Genomic DNA, 16,483 nt, shown 5'->3' on the forward strand with positions numbered 1-16,483 from the left:
TATAATCAACTGTTTTTTTCGGCTTTTTTTCAAGCAGGAAGCGAAATGGCGGCCTCTCCCGAAAACCAGAAAGATGTGCAGGACAGCCAACAGGAGGTGATGAGCCTGGAAGAGCAGCGGAAACGCTTGCGCCAGCTGATCGCCCTGGGCAAGGAGCGTGGGTATCTGACCTACGCCGAAATCAACGACCACCTGCCGGAAGACGTATCCGACGCGGAGCAGATCGAAAACATCGTGACGATGATTTCCGGTCTGGGCATCCAGGTATGCGAAGAAGCGCCTGACGCCGAAACCCTGCTGATGTCCGACGCCACGCCGGCGGTCGCCGACGAGGACGCGGTGGAAGAAGCCGAGGCGGCGCTGTCGTCGGTGGATTCCGAATTCGGCCGCACCACCGACCCGGTGCGCATGTATATGCGCGAAATGGGTTCGGTCGAGCTGTTGACCCGCGAAGGCGAAATCGAAATCGCCAAGCGGATCGAAGACGGCCTCAAGTACATGATCCAGGCCATCTCCGCCTGCCCCGGCACCATCGCCGAGGTGCTGGAGCTGATGGAACGCGTGGCGCGCGATGAAATCCGCGTCGACGAGGTGGTGGATGGCTTCATCGACCTCAACGCGCCCAGCGGCGACGAAGCCGCCTACGCCGAGCCGGAAGCCGAAGACGAGCTGCTGGAAGAGGACGAGGACGAGGAGGAGGACGCCGAGGAAGTCGACGCCGACGCCGACGCCGCCGCCAATCTGGAAGAGCTGAAGCAAGAAGCGCTGGAGCACTTCGCCGGCGTGCGCCTGCTGTTCGACAAGATGGTCAAGGTGCTGAACAGCAAGGGCCATCAGAGCAAGGAATACCTGGAGCTGCAGGACGCGATCACCACCGAGTTCATGCTGGTGCGCTTCGCCACCCGCCAGGTGGAAAGCCTCTGCGAGTCGCTGCGCGGCCGCGTCAACGAGATCCGCACTTACGAGCGCGACATCCAGGACATCTGCGTCAGCCGCGTGCGCATGGAGCGCGCCCACTTCATCAAGGTGTTCCCGGGCAACGAGATCAATCTTGACTGGGTGGAGAGCGAAATCTCGTCCGGCAAGGCCTGGAGCGAGGCGCTGACCCGCTTCAAGCACGCGATCATCGAGAAGCAGACCCGCTTGTCGGACCTGCAGGACCGCGCGATGCTGTCGATCAAGGCGCTGAAGGAAATCAACCGCCAGATGTCGGCCGGCGAGTCCAAGGCGCGCCGCGCCAAGAAGGAAATGATCGAGGCCAACCTGCGTCTGGTGATTTCCATCGCCAAGAAGTACACCAACCGCGGCCTGCAGTTCCTCGACCTGATCCAGGAAGGCAACATCGGCTTGATGAAGGCTGTGGACAAGTTCGAATACCGCCGCGGCTACAAGTTCTCGACTTACGCCACCTGGTGGATTCGCCAGGCGATCACCCGCTCCATCGCGGACCAGGCGCGCACCATCCGCATTCCGGTGCACATGATCGAGACCATCAACAAGATGAATCGCATCTCGCGGCAAATCCTGCAGGAAAGCGGCCGCGAGCCGGATCCGGCGGAGCTGGCCGAGAAGATGGAGATGCCGGAAGAGAAGATTCGCAAGATCATGAAGATTTCCAAGGAGCCCATCTCCATGGAAACCCCGATCGGCGACGACGACGATTCCCATCTTGGCGACTTCATCGAGGACCAGAACAACCTGGCTCCGTCCGACGCGGCGATGTATTCCAGCCTGAAGGACGCCACCAAGGAAGTGCTGGACACCCTGACCCCGCGCGAGGCCAAGGTTCTGCGCATGCGTTTCGGCATCGATATGAACACCGACCACACGCTGGAAGAGGTGGGCAAGCAGTTTGACGTGACGCGCGAGCGGATTCGCCAGATCGAAGCCAAGGCGCTGCGCAAACTGCGTCATCCGACCCGTTCGGAACGCCTGCGCAGCTTCCTCGACAACGAGCCGGGCGGCCAGTAAAGCGGCATTTGACGGCTAAGGAATCCCCAAGCATCTTGAATAAAGCGCTTGGGGATTTTTGTTTTTTACTGTTATAATGGCGCGCTCTGGGCCTCTAGCTCATGCCTGGTTAGAGCAGCGGACTCATAATCCGTTGGTGCCGAGTTCGACTCTCGGGGGGCCCACCAAATAATACGGCGGCTTACGGTTTATTCCGTAAGCCGTTTCGCATTTCCGGCGGTAAGCCTAGGCGGCGAATAGCGGCGGCTGTGGCTTCAAAGCGGGTGATTTTCCTGGTTTGCGGGCTTTGCGCAGCTAATGAGGGCCGAAACCCGCCGCCGAATGACCCTGGCCGCTGTTTGCGGCATGCGGGCGCTATCAATTGAGCCGTCATGTCGGGTTTATCCGCCAGCCGCTGGCGTGGACATCAATTTTTGAATGGCGCGGGTCGTTTTTTCCTTTCCAATTTGTTTTCCCGCTGCGATTTTCTTTAGTTTCTTTTCCGTTCCCTATTCTCGCGGCAAGCGACGGTTCCGATTGTTTTTTCATTCCCGGCCTGTGGATGCGTGCGGCTTTTCAAAAAGCATGAAGCGGATTTTGTCTTATCTAGATTAGTCTGCCGCTGTCTTGATGGAATGGCATTGCATCCTGCCGCCTGCGGATTTCGGCGAAGCTCCGCGCTTGCGTTTCCCGCATTCCATGCGGCGGGCTTCCGGCGCTGCGTTGCGCGCCGGCGAGGAGGCCGGCCGCGAGCGGAGCGGATGCCGCTTTGCCTGTAAGGCCGCGCAAGTCCGCCCGACTAACAAGCGTATTGTCGCCGGGAGCGCCGCATGATCCGCATATTCATCGCCTGCTGCCTGTCCGCCGCAGCGTGGGCCGCGCCGGCCGCTTCGCCGCCGTGCCGGGCGCATGGCGAGTCCGGCCCCGCGCGCCAGGTTTCCCTGTTGGAGCTGTATACCTCGGAAGGCTGCAGCAGCTGCCCGCCGGCCGAGCGCTGGCTGTCGGCCCTGCCGCCGGCCTTTGTCGATGGGCGGCAGGCGCTGGCGCTGGCCTTTCATGTCGATTACTGGGACGGCTTGGGCTGGCGCGACCGCTTCGCCAGCGCCGCTTATTCCGAGCGTCAGCGCCGGCATGCCGCCCAGGCGGGCGGCGCGGTGGTTTACACGCCGCAGTTCTTGCTCAACGGCCGCGATTGGCGGCCCGGCGGCGATGGCGAGCTGGCGCAGGCCTTGCCGCAGAGCGCGTCTGGCGCGACGCTGCAGCTGGATAGCCGGACGTTCGCGGATGGGGTGGATGTGACGCTGCGCGCGCAAACGCCGGTGAAAACGGGGCAGAGGCTGATGCTGGCACTGTTTGAGAATGGCCTGCAAAGCTGGGTGGAGGCGGGGGAGAACCGCGGCAGCCTGCTGCGGCATGATGCAGTGGTGCGCGGCCTGTGGGGGCCGTTCGCGCTGGATGGCGGCGGCCATGCCGCGCTCAGCAGGCATTTGGCGTTCGCCGCGGGCCAGAGGCCGGAGTTCAGCGGCGTGGCGGCTTGGCTGGAAGACGTGGACAGCGGCGCGGTGAGCCAGGCGGTGGTGGCCGCTTGCCGGCGCTGAGGAGTGGCTGAACTGACAGGCGGCCGGGTGGCTTCGCGCTGCTATGATTTTGCGGTTGTTTCGCCAGCATTCGCCTCGCCATCGCGTTTTCCGGGAGCCCGCGCATGTCGCCAACCGAAGCCCGCAGCATAATCGAAGCCCTCGCCAATGGAGTCGATCCGGATGGGGGCCAACCCTTGCCGCCGCTGGCGGTGTTTGATCAGCCCGAAGTGATCCGGGCCTTGTTTCTGGCGGCGCGGGCGCTGGAAATGATGGATGGTCGGGCGCGGCGCGCGCCGCCAGACCATGCCGGCCATCCCTGGTCGGAGCTGGAGGAGACCCAGTTGCTGCAGGCTTTCGATTCCGGCTTGCCGCTGAAGCAGATCGCGGCCGACCATGGCCGCAGCCGCGGCGCGATCAATGCCAGGCTGCAGCGGCTGGGCCGCATCGGCGAACAGGTGGAGGGCTGAGCGCGGCGGATGCCCAGCATCGAATGCGTGCGGATCCGGCTGGGCGGCTTGCGCTTGGGGCCGGAAGGAAAACGCGGGGGCGGGCGGCCCCCGCGCTCGTTTACAGCGTCGCCGACGGCGACAGGCCCTTGGGCAGCAGCAGCCACAAGCTGCCTTGCTGCTTCATCCGCCCGGCGTACATGCCAGCCTCGGTGCCGTAGCCCCAGAACAGGTCGGCGCGCAACGCGCCCTTGATGGCGCTGCCGGTGTCCTGAGCGTGGACCAGCCGCACCAGCGGTTCGGCGGAGTGCGGCCAGGTGGTGGACAGATAGATCGGCGCGCCCAGCGGGATGTAGCGGGGGTCGACCGCGATGCTGTAGCCGCCGGTCAGCGGCACGCCCAGCGCGCCGACCGGCCCGCCGTTGTCGCCCGGGGTGGTCTTGAAGAAGATGTAGCTGGGATTCACCGCGAACAGCTCGTCGCGGCGTTGCGGATTGCGCGCGAGCCAGTCCTTGATGCCTTGCATCGACGCGTCGGAGAGCGTCAGCTGGCGCTGGTCGACCAGCCATTTGCCTATCGACTGGTAGGGATAGCCGTTTTGGTCGGCGAAGCCGACGTGGATGAAGCTGCCGTCGTCCAGCTGGATGCGGCCGGAGCCTTGCACTTGCAGGAAGAACAGCTCCACCGGGTCTTCCACCCAGGCCAGCACCGGCGCGCTGCCGGCGATGCTGCCCTGATTGATCTGGCCGCGGGTGAAGTAGGGCAGCAGGCGCGAGCCGGACAAGCGGCCCTTCAGGCGGATGCCGCGCGGATCGGCCGGGAAATCAGCCGGGTTGACTTCGATATCGCCGCCGGCGGCCAGCGCCAGGCGGTTCGGGCCGATTTGCCTGGCCCGCAGCGCGCCGCGATTGCGCTGGCTTATCGGCACGTCGACGCTGACCATGTCGCGCGGCACGCCGTATACCGGCCACGGCGTGCGCTCGGAGCGGGTGCGGCTGCCGCTGAGCAGCGGCTCGTAATAGCCGGTGATCAGGCCGCTGTCGCGGTTGCCGTCGCGCAGCTTCCAGGCGGTGAAGCGGTTTTCGAAGAAGCGGCGCACCGCATCGCCATCGTTGTCGGCCAACTGGCCGGCTTCGCGGCACACGCCGCGCCAAGCCGGTTTTTTCTGCAGGCTCTTGCAGCTTTGCCGCAGGCCTTGCAGCGTGTCGCCCAGCGTCTGGGTGTTCCAGGCGGGCAGGGCGGCCAGGCTGCTGGCGTCGCCGCCGCCGGCGCTAGGGAGGGAGGGGAGGCTGCCGGTCGGCGTAGTGGTGCCGCAACCGGCGAGAAGCAGCAAGGCCAGCCATAGCGGCCAGCGTTTCGGGGACAGGATATGGGTCATGCCTACTGGCCGGGCGGCCTTCTCTTGATGAATGGGATGGATTGTAACCTGCGGGTCGCGCAGCGTGTCGCTGGAATGCCGCAGTCAGCTCAGTGTCATTGAGCTGCAACAAAACGGAAAAGTTTCATCGCTAACATGGAGCCGTTCCGTGTGGTGCGCCGGATGGGAATTGCGCCAGCCGGCATTTGTCGCGAGAAATCTGGAGAAAATGATGAAACGTTTTGCAAGCCAAACCCTGCTGTTGGCCGCACTGGCCTTTTCGGGCGCCTTCGCCACTCAGGCTTATGCCGAAGGCGCCGTTGCGGTTGCCGCGCCGACCGACGCCGAGCTGGCCGCCTCCGTCAAGCAGGCGCTGGATAGCGATGCCGAACTGAAGGCGCTGGGCCTGAAAGTGAGCAGCAACAAGAGCGAAGTGACGATCGAAGGCCAAATGAGCGACGACCAGCAGATGTTCCGCGCCGGCCAGATCGCCGAGCAGATTCCGGGCGTCAAGTTCGTGATCAACAAGATGGAACTGAAGAACTGAGTCTTCCATCCAGGCGGGATGCGCGAAAAGCCGGGCATTGCCCGGCTTTTTCACGTTTGCCGGCGGCGGCTCAGGCTTCCAGCGCCAGCAGCTCGGCCATGGTCTGGCGGCGGCGGATCTGGCGCACCGCGCCGCCATCCACCAGCACTTCGGCCAGCAGCGGCCGACTGTTGTAGTTGGAGGACATCGTCGCGCCGTAGGCGCCGGCGTCATGGAACAGCAGCAGGTCGCCGACCGCGGCCGGCGGCAGCGGCCGGGCTTCCACGGTGCCGCCCTCGCGCTGGGTGAACACATCGCCCGATTCGCACAGCGGGCCGGCGACCACGGTGTCGACGCTGCCGGATTTCGCCGCGCCCTGCGCATCGAGGACGGTGATGTGGTGGTAGCTGCCATAAAGCGACGGCCGCATCAGGTCGTTGAAGCCGGCATCCACCAGCACGAAGCGGCGGCTGCCCATGTTTTTTACCGCGCGTACCTCGCTGAGCAACACCCCGGATTCTGCTACCAGAAAACGGCCGGGTTCGATTTCCAGCCGCAGCGGATGGCCGAGCCGGTCGGCTATCTGGCGGCGCGCCTCGTCCCACAGCTCGAAGTAATGATCGGCGTCGATGCGGGCGTCGCCGTCGCGGTAGGGGATGGACAGGCCGCCGCCGGCCGAAATGGCCTCGATGTCGCAATCCAGCCGCTGCACCAGCTCCACCATCGCGCCGCATACCCGCTGCAGGTGGCCGTAGTCGACGCCGGAGCCGATGTGCATGTGGATGCCGACCAGTTGCAGCCGGTGGCGGCGAATCTCCGCCAGCGCCAGCTCCAGATCGGCGTGCCAGATGCCGTGCTTGCTGTTTTCGCCGCCGGTATTGGTTTTCTGGCTGTGGCCGTGGCCGAAGCCGGGATTGATGCGCAGCCATACCGGGTGGCCGGGGGAGGCCGCGCCCAGCTGGCTCAGCATGTCTATCGAGCCGGCGTTGACCGGAATGCCAAGCTCCGCCACCCGCGCCAGCGTGGCGCGGTCCAGCACATCGGCGGTGAAGATGATGTCGGCTTGCGCGCCGCCCTGATAGCCGGCGGCCAGCGCGCGTTCGATCTCGCCCAGCGACACCGCGTCCACTTTCACGCCCTGTTCGCGCATCAGGCGCAGGATGTGGGTGTTGGAGTTGGCTTTCTGCGCATAGCGTATGGTATCGAAGTGCGAGAGTTCGGCGATGCGCCGGCGTATGGTGTCGGCGTGGTAGATCCACAGCGGCGCGCCGTATTGCTGGGCGATGGCGGCGAGCTGGCGGGTGTCGAATGCGTGCATGCTGGGGCTTCCGGATGGGTTTTTCCCATCATCAGCCGCTTTTCCATAAAAATAAAATAGCAATTTGTGGCCATATCTTTCATTTATGATATGGGCTGATTTCCAGGGGGAGCGGCTGTGTCCGTCAATCTGCGTCATATCGAAGTGTTCCGCGCGGTGATGACCAGCGGCAGCGTCAGCGGCGCCGCGCGGCTGCTGCATACCTCGCAACCCACGGTCAGCCGCGAGCTGGCGCGTTGCGAGCAATTGCTGGGGCTGGCGCTGTTCGAACGCAGCCGGGGACGGCTGCGGCCCACCCAGCAAGCCTTGCAGCTGTTTGCCGAAGTGGAGCGCAGCTTCATCGGCCTGGAGCGCATCGTCGGCAGCGCGGCGGCGATCCGCCAGTTCGCCGGAGGCCAGCTCGCCATCGCCTGCCTGCCGGTGTTCGCCCAGACGCTGCTGCCGGCAGCGTGCGCCGACTTTGTCGCCGGATTTCCCGATGTCGGCATAGACATCAGCCCGCAGGAGTCGCCATGGCTGGAGGATTGGCTGGCGGCGCAGCGCTTCGATCTGGGGCTGACCGAGCAGCAGCAGGCGCCGGCCGGTTGCCAGACGCAGACGCTGTGGCAGGGCGATGAAGTGTGCGTGCTGCCGGCTGGCCATCCGCTGGCGGCCAAGCGCAGGCTGGAGGCGGCCGACTTCGCCGGGCTGTCCTTCATCAGCCTGGCCGCCAGCGACAGCTACCGCCAGCAGGTGGATGCCTGGTTCGCGCGCGAGAGGGTGTCGCGGCGCATGCAGCTGTCCAGCCACAGCGCGGCCTCGGTGTGCGCGATGGTGAGGCTGGGGCTGGGCGTGGCCATCGTCAACCCGCTGACCGCGTTGGCCGAGGCCGGCGATGGCCTGGTGGCTAGGCCGCTGGCCGCATCCATCCCCTTCAGCGTGCAACTGGCCCTGCCGCAATATCGGCCGGCGTCGCCGCTGCCGGGACGCTTCGCCGATTCGCTGCGGCGGCAAGCGGCCGCGCAAGAGCGGCTGCTGGCCGCCTTGCTGGCCTAGGGCCGGGCGGTGGCCCAGGACTTGGGATTGTTTTCGTCCGGCGTAGCCGGCTTGTCCGGACAGTCGCTGGCGAACAGGCAGCACCACTGCGGCTTGGCCGGGCACATTTGCGCCACCTGGTCCCAGGTTTGCGCCGGATCGGGCTTTTCGGCGCGGAAGTGGCTGTAGTTCTGGCTGACGATGGGCGCGTCCGGCTCCGGGCTGGGGTCGCCGGAGAAGTAGAACGATTGCGGATGGCGATAAGGCTTGCCGCCGTCGGCGTCGGGGGCGGCCTGCTTGTAGAAGGCGTAGCCGAACAGGATCTTCTGCGGACCGACCAGCCGCGAATAGGCTTGCAGGCTGTTGTCAAGGTGGCTGCTTTCCGCCTTGTTGTACGGCAGGTGGCGGATGAAGTCCTGCCGCGGCGGATGGTTGTTCAGCGAGAACTGGCAGCATTGCGGCATGCCCGGCAGGCGGTCGGCGTAGGTCAGGAAATAGGCCTTGTTGCCCAGCGAGACGAAGCTGCAGCTGTAGTGGTTGCTGCCGGGAAAAATGGGCAAGCAGCGCTTCTCGTAGTGTTCCATCATCGCGCCCTTGCCGTCGCCGTCGGCCGGTACGTAGCTGGCGTCGTAGTAGCTGGCGCCGTAGGACACTTCATAATCGTCGGGGCTCAGGCCGGCCGGTGGAGAGCTGTACGGCGGCGGGTATTGCTCGTAGTTCTTGAACACCCGGTACATGGTCCAGTCGCTGACCCACCATTTGGGGAACAGCGGGTTGCTGGGCTGGCCGGGGCTGCGCGGATAGGTGCAGTTGAACGGTGGCAGGCACCATTTTTCATTGTGGACGCCGCCGGTGTAATAGGTGTGGCGCAGGCGGGCCGCCAGTTCCTGCCAGGGCAGCGGGGTGGGATCGAAAGTCGGATTCGGCGCGGCGCGGACTGGCAAGGCGAGCAGGCACAGCAGCGCGAGGCTGAGGCGGGGCAGCGGCATGGCGGGCGTCCTTTCTTCTGGCATGTACTTGGAGGAATAGTCCGTGGGGATGCCGGCTGTCCTGTTCTTTTGGCCAGGTTGTGCGATGCCGGACCCGCCAGGGGCGGCAAGGGGGTGATTTCAATGCGCCGCTTAAAATTGCAATTAAATGCTTAAATTTCTTACAAAAAGAAATATAAATCGTATTTGCTGTGAAAAATAATAATTTCCACGTTAAATTATCTAATGCTTAACTATATGTTGCCAGTGCTGTTGGGATATTTTGGGCTGTTGGCGGCATCCCGCATTGACAGCAAGGTCCATATGCTTCATCAATAGTTCCTGAATGCTATCTTTCATCGATTGATGCCTGCAATTTCGGTGTTTTTCTGATTGATGGCGGAAGTTTGCTTAATTTTTCAGTAGTGACCACTGTCTGTCCCATCTTGGCGCGACCGGCAACGGCCGGCGCGCTGAGCGTCCGTCGTCGTCGTTGCCGCCGTGGAGGCCCTTCAGGGCATCGCAGCCGTGGCATCGCGAGGAACTTATTCATGACGTCGACCGCGCTCAACCCCCTGCGGCAGCCCAAGCCGTTTTACCTGATCTTCTCGATCGAATTCTGGGAACGTTTCGGTTTCTACGGCCTGCAGGGCATTCTGGCCGTCTACCTCGTCAAGGCGCTGGGTCTGCGCGAGGCTGACTCGTTCACGCTGTTCTCGTCCTTCATCGCGCTGGTGTACGGCCTGATCGCCGTCGGCGGCTGGCTGGGCGACAAGGTGCTGGGCACCAAGCGGACCATACTGCTGGGCGCGCTGGTGCTGGCCGCCGGCTACGGGATGGTGACCGCGTCGGCCGAGCATATCGGCCTGCTCTACCTGGGCATGGGCACCATCGCGGTGGGCAACGGCCTGTTCAAGGCCAACCCGTCGTCGCTGCTGTCCAAGTGCTACGAGGAAAACGATCCGCGGCTGGATGGCGCCTTCACCATGTACTACATGGCGATCAACATCGGCTCGCTGCTGTCGATGCTGGCCACGCCGTGGCTGGCCGACAAGTTCGGCTACGCCCACGCCTTCGCGTTGTCGGTGGTGGGCATGCTGATCACTGTCGCCAACTTCCTGCTGATGCAGGGCTGGGTGAAGCATTACGGTTCCGACGCCGACTTCCGCCAACCCAAGCTGTCCACCTGGCTGGCGGTGCTGGCCGGGGTGGTGGTCGCCTGTGGCGCCGCCGCGCTGCTGCTGAAGCACGAGATCATCGCCAACGTGGTGCTGGCCGCGCTGTCGATCGGCGTGGTGGGTCTGTACGTGAAGGAAACGCTGCTGCTGAAGGGCGCCGAGCGCAAGAAGATGATTGTGGCCGCCATCCTGATGCTGCAGGCGACGGTATTCTTCGTGCTGTACAACCAGATGCCGCTGTCGCTGAACTTCTTCGCCATCCACAATACCGAGCACACGCTGTTCGGCATCCCGGTGCAGCCGGAGCAGTTCCAATCGCTGAATCCGTTCTGGATCATGCTGGCCAGCCCTTTGCTCGCCGTCTGCTACAACAAGCTGGGCAACCGGCTGCCGATGCCGCACAAGTTCGCGATCGGCATGGTGCTGTGCGCCGGCGCCTTCCTGGTGCTGCCGCTGGGCGCCAAGTACGCCAACGCGCAAGGCCTGGTATCGTCCAACTGGATGGTGTTGAGCTATCTGTTGCAGAGCGTGGGCGAATTGCTGATTTCCGGCCTGGGCCTGGCGATGGTGGCGCAATTGGTGCCGCAGCGTCTGATGGGCTTCATCATGGGCGCATGGTTCCTGACCTCGGCAGCGTCGTCGGTGATCGCCGGCTGGGTGGCGGGCCTGACCGCCGCGCCGGACAACGTCACCAGCCCGCTGGCCACGCTGGAGATCTACAGCCGCGTGTTCACCCAGATCGGCGTGGTGACCGGGGCGATCGCGCTGCTCACCATCATCATCGCGCCGTGGCTGCACCGGATGACGCTGGACGAGAAGCCGGAGCAGCCGGAACACGAAATGGCGCTGGACGCGCGCTGAGCCGCCGGCCGCATGCGCAAACGGGAGCCAAGGCTCCCGTTTTCGCTTAATCCGCCAGTTCCACCACCACCCGCTTGTTGCGCGCGCCCTTGCTCTCTATCTTTTTCACCCGCACCCGGCCGATTTCGCCGGTGCGCGCCACATGGGTGCCGCCGCAGGGCTGCAGGTCCACGCCTTCCACTTCGATCAGCCGGATTTCCGGCAGGTGAAGGGGCGGCGTCACCGACATGGTCTTGATCAGCTCCGGCTGCGCCTTCAGCGCCTCGCCGCTGGTCATTTTCACCGCGAGCGGCAGGTCGGCGGCCACCAGCCGGTTCAGCTCGGCCTCTATCTGGTCCTTGTCCAGCTCCATGCCCTCCGGCAGATCGAAATCGAGCCGGCCGGATTCGGCGGTGAGATTGCCGCCGGTGACGCCGGCCTTGATCACGACCGACAACAGGTGCAAACAGGTATGGATGCGCATGTGGCGATGGCGGCGGTCCCAGTCCAGCTCCAGCGTCACCTCGGTTCCCGGCGCGAGGCGGACGTCGCCCTCGGTCTGGTGCCGGATGGCGCGGGTGTCGCGGTCGCGGCGGGTGTCGGCGACGCGCAGCGCGGCGCCGTCGGCCAGCGTCAGCATGGCGCTGTCTCCAGGCTGGCCGCCGCCCAGCGGGTAGCACAGCGTGTCTTCCAGGATCAAGCCCGCGTCGTCGTGGGACAGCACGCGGGTGGACAGGCGGGTCTGGTAGGGGTCTTGATAGAAGCGTTCCGTCATGATGCGTCCTTTGTCGTCTTGTCAGGACAGGGTGACGGCAGCTCGCCGGGATTTCAAGTGACAGCGCCGCGGAGAAAAGACGGTAACAGCTTGTGGCGAAAGGCTTTAGCGCCGATAATCGCCGCCAATCGATTTTCAAAGCCGTTAGCCATGCAAAGACATAATCTGGAACACTACAATCCGCCGCCGGACACCGGCCTTTCCGTGATCTACGCCGATAGCTGCCTCCTGGTGCTGGATAAGCCGAGCGGCCTGCTATCGGTGCCGGGGCGCGGCGAGGACAAGGCCGACTGCCTGATCAGCCGCGCGCAGAAGGCGTATCCGGACGCGCTGACCGTGCACCGGCTGGACATGGCCACCTCCGGCCTGGTGGTGATGGGGCGCGGCCCCGAGATGCAGCGCGCGCTGTCGATCGCCTTCATGGAGCGCAAGGTCAAGAAGCGCTACATCGCGGTGGTGGACGGCATCGTCGAGAACAATAGCGGCACCATCGACCTGCCGCTGCTCATCGATTGGCCGAACCGGCCGCGGCAGAAAGTAGACCTGGAGCACGGCAAGGAAGCCATTACCCATTTCCGCGTGATTTCGCGCGACACCGGCCGCGACATCACCCGGGTGGAGCTGGACCCGCAAACCGGCCGCGCCCACCAGCTGCGCATGCACATGCTGCACCTGGACATGGGCCACCCGATCCTGGGCGACGACATCTACGCGCCGCCGGAGGCGCTGGCCAAGGCCGACCGCCTGCTGCTGCACGCGTCCCGGCTGGTGTTGCGCCACCCGGTGACTTTCGAGGAAATGGAATTCGAGGCGCCGGCGCCGTTCTGACGCCGGGCCAGGCGCATAAAAAAGGGATGCCGGCAGGCATCCCTTTTGTTTTGGCCAACGCGGGCGCTTACTGCCGCGCGGTGCGGATATTGTCCGTCGGCGCGGCGTCGGCGTTGCTGCGCCAGGGGTTGATGTCCAGGCCGCCGCGGCGGGTGTAGCGGGCGTAGACGGTGAGCTCGGTCGGCGCGCAGGCGCGCAGCACGTCGACGAAGATGCGCTCCACGCATTGCTCGTGGAACTCATTGTGCTGGCGGAAGCCGATCAGGTAGCGCAGCAGCGCCTCGCGGTCTATCTTCGGCCCGGTGTAGCGGATGGAGACGCTGCCCCAGTCCGGCTGGCCGGTGACCAGGCAGTTGGATTTCAACAGATTGCTGCACAGGGTTTCGCTGACGATGTCGGCGGCGTCGGCTTTGAGAATCTCGGGGCAGGGCGCGTAGTGGTCGACCTCTATGTCCAGGTCGTCGATGTACTCGCCTGCCAGTTCGCGTACCTGTTCGGCGGCGAAGGCTTGCGGCAGCGCGATGGAGACGGCGACTTCCGCGCCGGCGGCGTCGGTCAGGTCGCGCGCCAGTTGGGCGGCGAGGGCGTTGACGCTGTCCATCCGCGTCTGGTTGTAGCTGTTCAGGTACAGCTTGAACGATTTGGACTCGATCAGCCGGGGGCTGGCGGCGGGGATGCGGAAGGTGGCGATGCCGACTTGCGGCTTGCCGCGCGCGTTCAGCCAGGACAGCTCGAAACCGGTCCAGATGTCGACGCCGGCAAACGGCAGCGCGGCTTCCGCCACGCCGATCTCGTCGCGCTTGGTCTGGCGCGCGATCGGGAACAGCAGGCTGGAATCGTACTGATCCTGATAGCTGACGGTTTTGCCCAGCGGCGAATGTTCGGGAGTGGCGTGTGTGCTCATATCGGTTTCCTTTACAGCAGGCCCTTGCGCCATAGCGCCATCAGGTCCATGGTCAGCGCCACGCTGCAATGCAGCGCGACGCCCAGCCAGATTGATTTATAGCGGTAGCTGAGCCAGCCCAGCGCCGCGCCGGCGAGAATGGCGGCCAGGCTTTCCAGCGCCGGCTTTTCGAAATGGATCATGCAATAAGGAATGATCATCACGAAAATCGCCAGCCAGCCGAGGCGCGGCTTCAGGCCGTGCACCATATAGCCGCGGAAGAAGAACTCCAGCGCGGCGAATTGGGCGAAATACAGCAGCTCCCACAGCAGCCAGTGCGGCCACAGCGTCTCGCCCGGGCTCAGGCGGAAGAACGGGTAGATCGCCAGAAAGCCGGGCTGCGCCGACGCCCACCACACCAGCGGCAGCATCAGCGCGTAAAACAGCGGAAACAGCTTGAGGTCGGTTTTCAGCGCGGCGCGGTCCGGCCAGGCTACGCCGTAGTCGGCCAGCCGCTCGCCTTTCAACTTGATGTGCAGCAGCGGCAGCAGCGCATAGCCGGCGATGCTGGCCAGCGCCCAGTAGGCGGCGCGGAACAGCTCGGTATGCGGATTGGCGATCACGGCGGCGCGGAAGGCGTCCGCCGCCCGGGGCTGCGCCAGCGCCAGGGTTTCCAGCATCCAGTAGCGGTTGGCCGGATACTGCAGCCAGACCATGCACAGGCTGCTGACCAGCAGCACCGCCGCCGCCTGGCGCTCGGCGCGCGGCAGCAAGTCAAGCGTCCGGCGCATGCTCAATGCTCGCGGCGCATGAATTGGCGCGGGCGGAAGCCCAGCGCGAACAGCACGGCGAAGTAGACCACCGCGCCGATCACGACCAGCAGCAGCAGCCACAGCGCGCGCAGCCAGGCGTGGCCGTGCCAGTCTATCGGCAGCAGCCATTGCGCCGCCAGCAGCGCGGCGGCCATCGCCGCGATGGCGGTGGCCAATTTGGCGAGGAAGCTTTTCCAGCCGGCCTCTGGGCGGTAGATGCCGCGTTTTTGCAGCGTGTGCATCAACAGGCCGGCGTTCAGGCAGGAGGCCAGGCCGATGGATAGCGCCAGGCCGGCGTGCTTGAGCGGAAACACGAAGGCCAGGTTCATCGCCTGGGTGGCGATCAGCGTGGTCACCGCGATGCGCACCGGCGTCTTGATGTCCTGGCGCGCGTAGAAGCCGGGCGCCAGCACTTTCACCAGGATCAGCCCCAGGAGGCCGAAGGAGTAGGCGATCACCGCCTGCTGCGACATCAGCGCGTCATGGGCGCTGAACTTGCCGTACATGAACATGGTGTAGAGCAGCGGGCCGGACAAGAGGCCCAGGCCGACGGTGGCCGGCACCGCCAACAGCAGCGACAGGCGGATGCCCCAGTCCAGCAGCACGCTGAACTCGGCGTCGGACTTGCTGGCGGCGTGCTTGGACAGGGACGGCAGCAGGATGGTGCCGAGCGCCACGCCCAGCACGCCGGACGGGAATTCCATCAGCCGGTCGGCGTAATACATCCACGACACGCTGCCGGTGGGCAGGAAGGAGGCGAAGGTGGAGTTGATCAGCAGCGAGATCTGCGCTACCGACACGCCGAAGATGGCCGGGCCCATCTGGCGGATCACCCGCCAGACTTCGGGATCGCGGAAGGCGAACACCGGACGCGCCAGCATGCCTATCTGTTTCAGGAAGGGCAGCTGCCATACCAGCTGCACCAAGCCGCCGAGGAACACCGCCCAGGCCAGCGCCATGATCGGCGGATGGAAGTAGTGGGTGAAGGCCAGCGTGAACACGATGAAGCTGAGGTTCAGGAAGGTGGGGGTGAAAGCCGGGATCGAGAACTTGCCCCAGCTGTTGAGGATGCTGCCGGTCATCGACGACAGCGAAATGAAAAAGATATAAGGAAAGGACACCCTGAGGATGTCGGCGAACAGCGCCGCCTTGGCCGGCTCGCGGTAGAAGCCCGGCGCCGAGATCCACATGATCAGCGGCGCGAACAGCATGCCTATCGCGGTCACCAGCAGCAGCACCGATCCCAGCACGCCGGTCACCTTGGCGACGAACTCGCGGGTTTCCTCGTGGGTCTTGTTCTGCTTGTATTCGCCCAGTATCGGCACGAAGGCCTGGGAAAACGCGCCTTCGGCGAACAGCCGGCGCAGCATGTTGGGAATCTTGAAAGCGGCGTTGAAAGCGTCGGCGGACAGGCCGGCGCCGAAAGTTCGTGCAACCAGGGTATCGCGGACCAGGCCGAGGACGCGGGACACCATGGTCATGCTGCTGACTGCAGCCAGAGCCTTGAGCAGGTTCATTGGGAATTAGGCAACACAGGGCGGGTTGAGCAAGGGCGCTAGTTTACGCCGGCCCGTTTATTGTTGCAAAACCTGAGTTTAGGGCTTAGAATCGCGAGTTTCAGATTCCGCTCATCAGGAGATAGATTCATGGCTAACAGCGCACAAGCTCGCAAGCGTGCACGCACAGCCCTTAAGCAGCGCGCGCACAACGCCAGCCTGCGTACTGCGTTCCGTACCGCAGTTAAGAAAGTGCTCAAGGCAATCGAAGCCGGTGACAAGGCTGCCGCTAAGGTAGTATTCCACGCTTCCGAAAAAGTGATCGACCGCATTGCAGACAAGGGCGTGTTCCACAAGAACAAGGCCGCTCGTCACAAGAGCCGTCTGTCCGCTCAGGTCAAGGCAATGGCCTGATCTTCAGCCCAGGCTGAAAAGAATACGCAAAGGCTCCGCAACGCGGGGCCTTTTGTGTTTGGAACTGCCCCCGCCGGCTTCGCGCCGCGGGGGCTTTT

At 64.4% G+C, this 16,483-nt stretch carries 16 protein-coding genes and 1 tRNA gene; 10 read left to right on the plus strand and 7 right to left on the minus strand.

Features of this window, described 5'->3' with window-relative positions; all coding sequences use genetic code 11:
* The first annotated feature begins 45 nt into the window (after positions 1 to 45).
* From rpoD to MY55_RS09860, 5 genes are all read left to right on the plus strand, one after another.
* Positions 46 to 1,971: an RNA polymerase sigma factor RpoD gene (gene rpoD, locus MY55_RS09845; RefSeq protein ID WP_043578774.1), complete on the plus strand. Its 1,926-nt coding sequence runs from the start codon at positions 46 to 48 to the stop codon at positions 1,969 to 1,971.
* 88 nt (positions 1,972 to 2,059) lie between these two features.
* Positions 2,060 to 2,138: transfer RNA gene (locus MY55_RS09850), tRNA-Ile, on the plus strand.
* A 194-nt stretch (positions 2,139 to 2,332) separates the two neighbouring features.
* Complete coding sequence (locus MY55_RS23415; RefSeq protein WP_152680251.1) at positions 2,333 to 2,539, plus strand: hypothetical protein; 207 nt, start codon at positions 2,333 to 2,335, stop codon at positions 2,537 to 2,539.
* Between the two features lie 241 nt (positions 2,540 to 2,780).
* Positions 2,781 to 3,548: a DUF1223 domain-containing protein gene (locus tag MY55_RS09855; RefSeq protein ID WP_043576709.1), complete on the plus strand. Its 768-nt coding sequence runs from the start codon at positions 2,781 to 2,783 to the stop codon at positions 3,546 to 3,548.
* 104 nt (positions 3,549 to 3,652) lie between these two features.
* Positions 3,653 to 3,997, plus strand: coding sequence for a hypothetical protein (locus MY55_RS09860; RefSeq protein ID WP_043576707.1), 345 nt, complete (start codon positions 3,653 to 3,655; stop codon positions 3,995 to 3,997).
* Positions 3,998 to 4,097: 100 nt separating this feature from the next.
* Here MY55_RS09860 and mltA read toward each other — a convergent pair whose 3' ends face one another.
* Positions 4,098 to 5,354, minus strand: coding sequence for a murein transglycosylase A (gene mltA, locus MY55_RS09865; RefSeq protein ID WP_047236562.1), 1,257 nt, complete (start codon positions 5,352 to 5,354; stop codon positions 4,098 to 4,100).
* Positions 5,355 to 5,565: 211 nt separating this feature from the next.
* On the opposite strand from mltA, the gene MY55_RS23420 reads away from it, so the two are divergent.
* Positions 5,566 to 5,880, plus strand: a complete 315-nt coding sequence (locus MY55_RS23420) for a BON domain-containing protein (protein ID WP_052258111.1) — start codon at positions 5,566 to 5,568, stop codon at positions 5,878 to 5,880.
* 70 nt (positions 5,881 to 5,950) lie between these two features.
* Here the strand turns inward: MY55_RS23420 and lysA are convergent, their stop codons facing one another.
* Complete coding sequence (gene lysA, locus MY55_RS09875; protein WP_065202314.1) at positions 5,951 to 7,177, minus strand: diaminopimelate decarboxylase; 1,227 nt, start codon at positions 7,175 to 7,177, stop codon at positions 5,951 to 5,953.
* A gap of 117 nt (positions 7,178 to 7,294) precedes the next feature.
* Between lysA and MY55_RS09880 the strand changes: the two genes are divergently transcribed.
* On the plus strand, positions 7,295 to 8,212 hold the full coding sequence (locus MY55_RS09880) for a LysR family transcriptional regulator (protein ID WP_047236561.1): 918 nt from the start codon (positions 7,295 to 7,297) through the stop codon (positions 8,210 to 8,212).
* Here MY55_RS09880 and MY55_RS09885 read toward each other — a convergent pair.
* A complete protein-coding gene (locus MY55_RS09885; RefSeq protein WP_052258110.1) occupies positions 8,209 to 9,180 on the minus strand; it encodes a hypothetical protein in 972 nt (323 codons plus the stop codon). The two genes, MY55_RS09880 and MY55_RS09885, sit on opposite strands and share 4 nt — an antisense overlap.
* A 530-nt stretch (positions 9,181 to 9,710) precedes the next feature.
* On the opposite strand from MY55_RS09885, the gene dtpA reads away from it, so the two are divergent.
* A complete protein-coding gene (gene dtpA, locus MY55_RS09890; RefSeq protein WP_047236560.1) occupies positions 9,711 to 11,198 on the plus strand; it encodes a dipeptide/tripeptide permease DtpA in 1,488 nt (495 codons plus the stop codon).
* A 46-nt stretch (positions 11,199 to 11,244) separates the two neighbouring features.
* Here the strand turns inward: dtpA and MY55_RS09895 are convergent, their stop codons facing one another.
* Entirely contained in the window at positions 11,245 to 11,952 is a 708-nt protein-coding gene (locus MY55_RS09895; protein ID WP_047236559.1) for an alanyl-tRNA editing protein, read from the minus strand.
* 150 nt (positions 11,953 to 12,102) lie between these two features.
* On the opposite strand from MY55_RS09895, the gene MY55_RS09900 reads away from it, so the two are divergent.
* The gene (locus tag MY55_RS09900; RefSeq protein ID WP_047236558.1) at positions 12,103 to 12,780 is read left to right on the plus strand and encodes a pseudouridine synthase; all 678 of its coding nucleotides are present in this window, start codon (positions 12,103 to 12,105) and stop codon (positions 12,778 to 12,780) included.
* Between the two features lie 67 nt (positions 12,781 to 12,847).
* Here the strand turns inward: MY55_RS09900 and queF are convergent, their stop codons facing one another.
* Genes queF through murJ form a run of 3 tightly spaced genes read right to left on the minus strand, consistent with a single transcriptional unit; the run spans position 12,848 to position 15,992 of the window.
* Positions 12,848 to 13,684: an NADPH-dependent 7-cyano-7-deazaguanine reductase QueF gene (gene queF, locus MY55_RS09905; protein WP_047236557.1), complete on the minus strand. Its 837-nt coding sequence runs from the start codon at positions 13,682 to 13,684 to the stop codon at positions 12,848 to 12,850.
* An 11-nt stretch (positions 13,685 to 13,695) separates the two neighbouring features.
* Positions 13,696 to 14,454 (minus strand): CPBP family glutamic-type intramembrane protease, encoded by a 759-nt coding sequence (locus MY55_RS09910; RefSeq protein WP_052258109.1) that lies wholly within the window; start codon positions 14,452 to 14,454, stop codon positions 13,696 to 13,698.
* A 2-nt stretch (positions 14,455 to 14,456) separates the two neighbouring features.
* On the minus strand, positions 14,457 to 15,992 hold the full coding sequence (gene murJ, locus MY55_RS09915; RefSeq protein ID WP_065202315.1) for a murein biosynthesis integral membrane protein MurJ: 1,536 nt from the start codon (positions 15,990 to 15,992) through the stop codon (positions 14,457 to 14,459).
* 129 nt (positions 15,993 to 16,121) lie between these two features.
* Between murJ and rpsT the strand changes: the two genes are divergently transcribed.
* Positions 16,122 to 16,385, plus strand: a complete 264-nt coding sequence (gene rpsT, locus MY55_RS09920; RefSeq protein ID WP_043576687.1) for a 30S ribosomal protein S20 — start codon at positions 16,122 to 16,124, stop codon at positions 16,383 to 16,385.
* Positions 16,386 to 16,483: the final 98 nt, after the last annotated feature.

It is taken from the genome of Chromobacterium subtsugae, assembly GCF_001676875.1.
GTDB classification, from domain to species: domain Bacteria; phylum Pseudomonadota; class Gammaproteobacteria; order Burkholderiales; family Chromobacteriaceae; genus Chromobacterium; species Chromobacterium subtsugae.

Bases quoted from the DNA above. Each gene is read 5' to 3' on its own strand.
- rpoD (WP_043578774.1), top strand. From the start codon at position 46: ATGGCGGCCTCTCCCGAAAACCAGAAAGATGTGCAGGACAGCCAACAG.
- MY55_RS09855 (WP_043576709.1), top strand. From the start codon at position 2,781: ATGATCCGCATATTCATCGCCTGCTGCCTGTCCGCCGCAGCGTGGGCC.
- MY55_RS09860 (WP_043576707.1), top strand. From the start codon at position 3,653: ATGTCGCCAACCGAAGCCCGCAGCATAATCGAAGCCCTCGCCAATGGA.
- mltA (WP_047236562.1), bottom strand. From the start codon at position 5,354: ATGACCCATATCCTGTCCCCGAAACGCTGGCCGCTATGGCTGGCCTTG.
- MY55_RS23420 (WP_052258111.1), top strand. From the start codon at position 5,566: ATGAAACGTTTTGCAAGCCAAACCCTGCTGTTGGCCGCACTGGCCTTT.
- lysA (WP_065202314.1), bottom strand. From the start codon at position 7,177: ATGCACGCATTCGACACCCGCCAGCTCGCCGCCATCGCCCAGCAATAC.
- MY55_RS09885 (WP_052258110.1), bottom strand. From the start codon at position 9,180: ATGCCGCTGCCCCGCCTCAGCCTCGCGCTGCTGTGCCTGCTCGCCTTG.
- dtpA (WP_047236560.1), top strand. From the start codon at position 9,711: ATGACGTCGACCGCGCTCAACCCCCTGCGGCAGCCCAAGCCGTTTTAC.
- MY55_RS09895 (WP_047236559.1), bottom strand. From the start codon at position 11,952: ATGACGGAACGCTTCTATCAAGACCCCTACCAGACCCGCCTGTCCACC.
- MY55_RS09900 (WP_047236558.1), top strand. From the start codon at position 12,103: ATGCAAAGACATAATCTGGAACACTACAATCCGCCGCCGGACACCGGC.
- queF (WP_047236557.1), bottom strand. From the start codon at position 13,684: ATGAGCACACACGCCACTCCCGAACATTCGCCGCTGGGCAAAACCGTC.
- MY55_RS09910 (WP_052258109.1), bottom strand. From the start codon at position 14,454: ATGCGCCGGACGCTTGACTTGCTGCCGCGCGCCGAGCGCCAGGCGGCG.
- murJ (WP_065202315.1), bottom strand. From the start codon at position 15,992: ATGAACCTGCTCAAGGCTCTGGCTGCAGTCAGCAGCATGACCATGGTG.
- rpsT (WP_043576687.1), top strand. From the start codon at position 16,122: ATGGCTAACAGCGCACAAGCTCGCAAGCGTGCACGCACAGCCCTTAAG.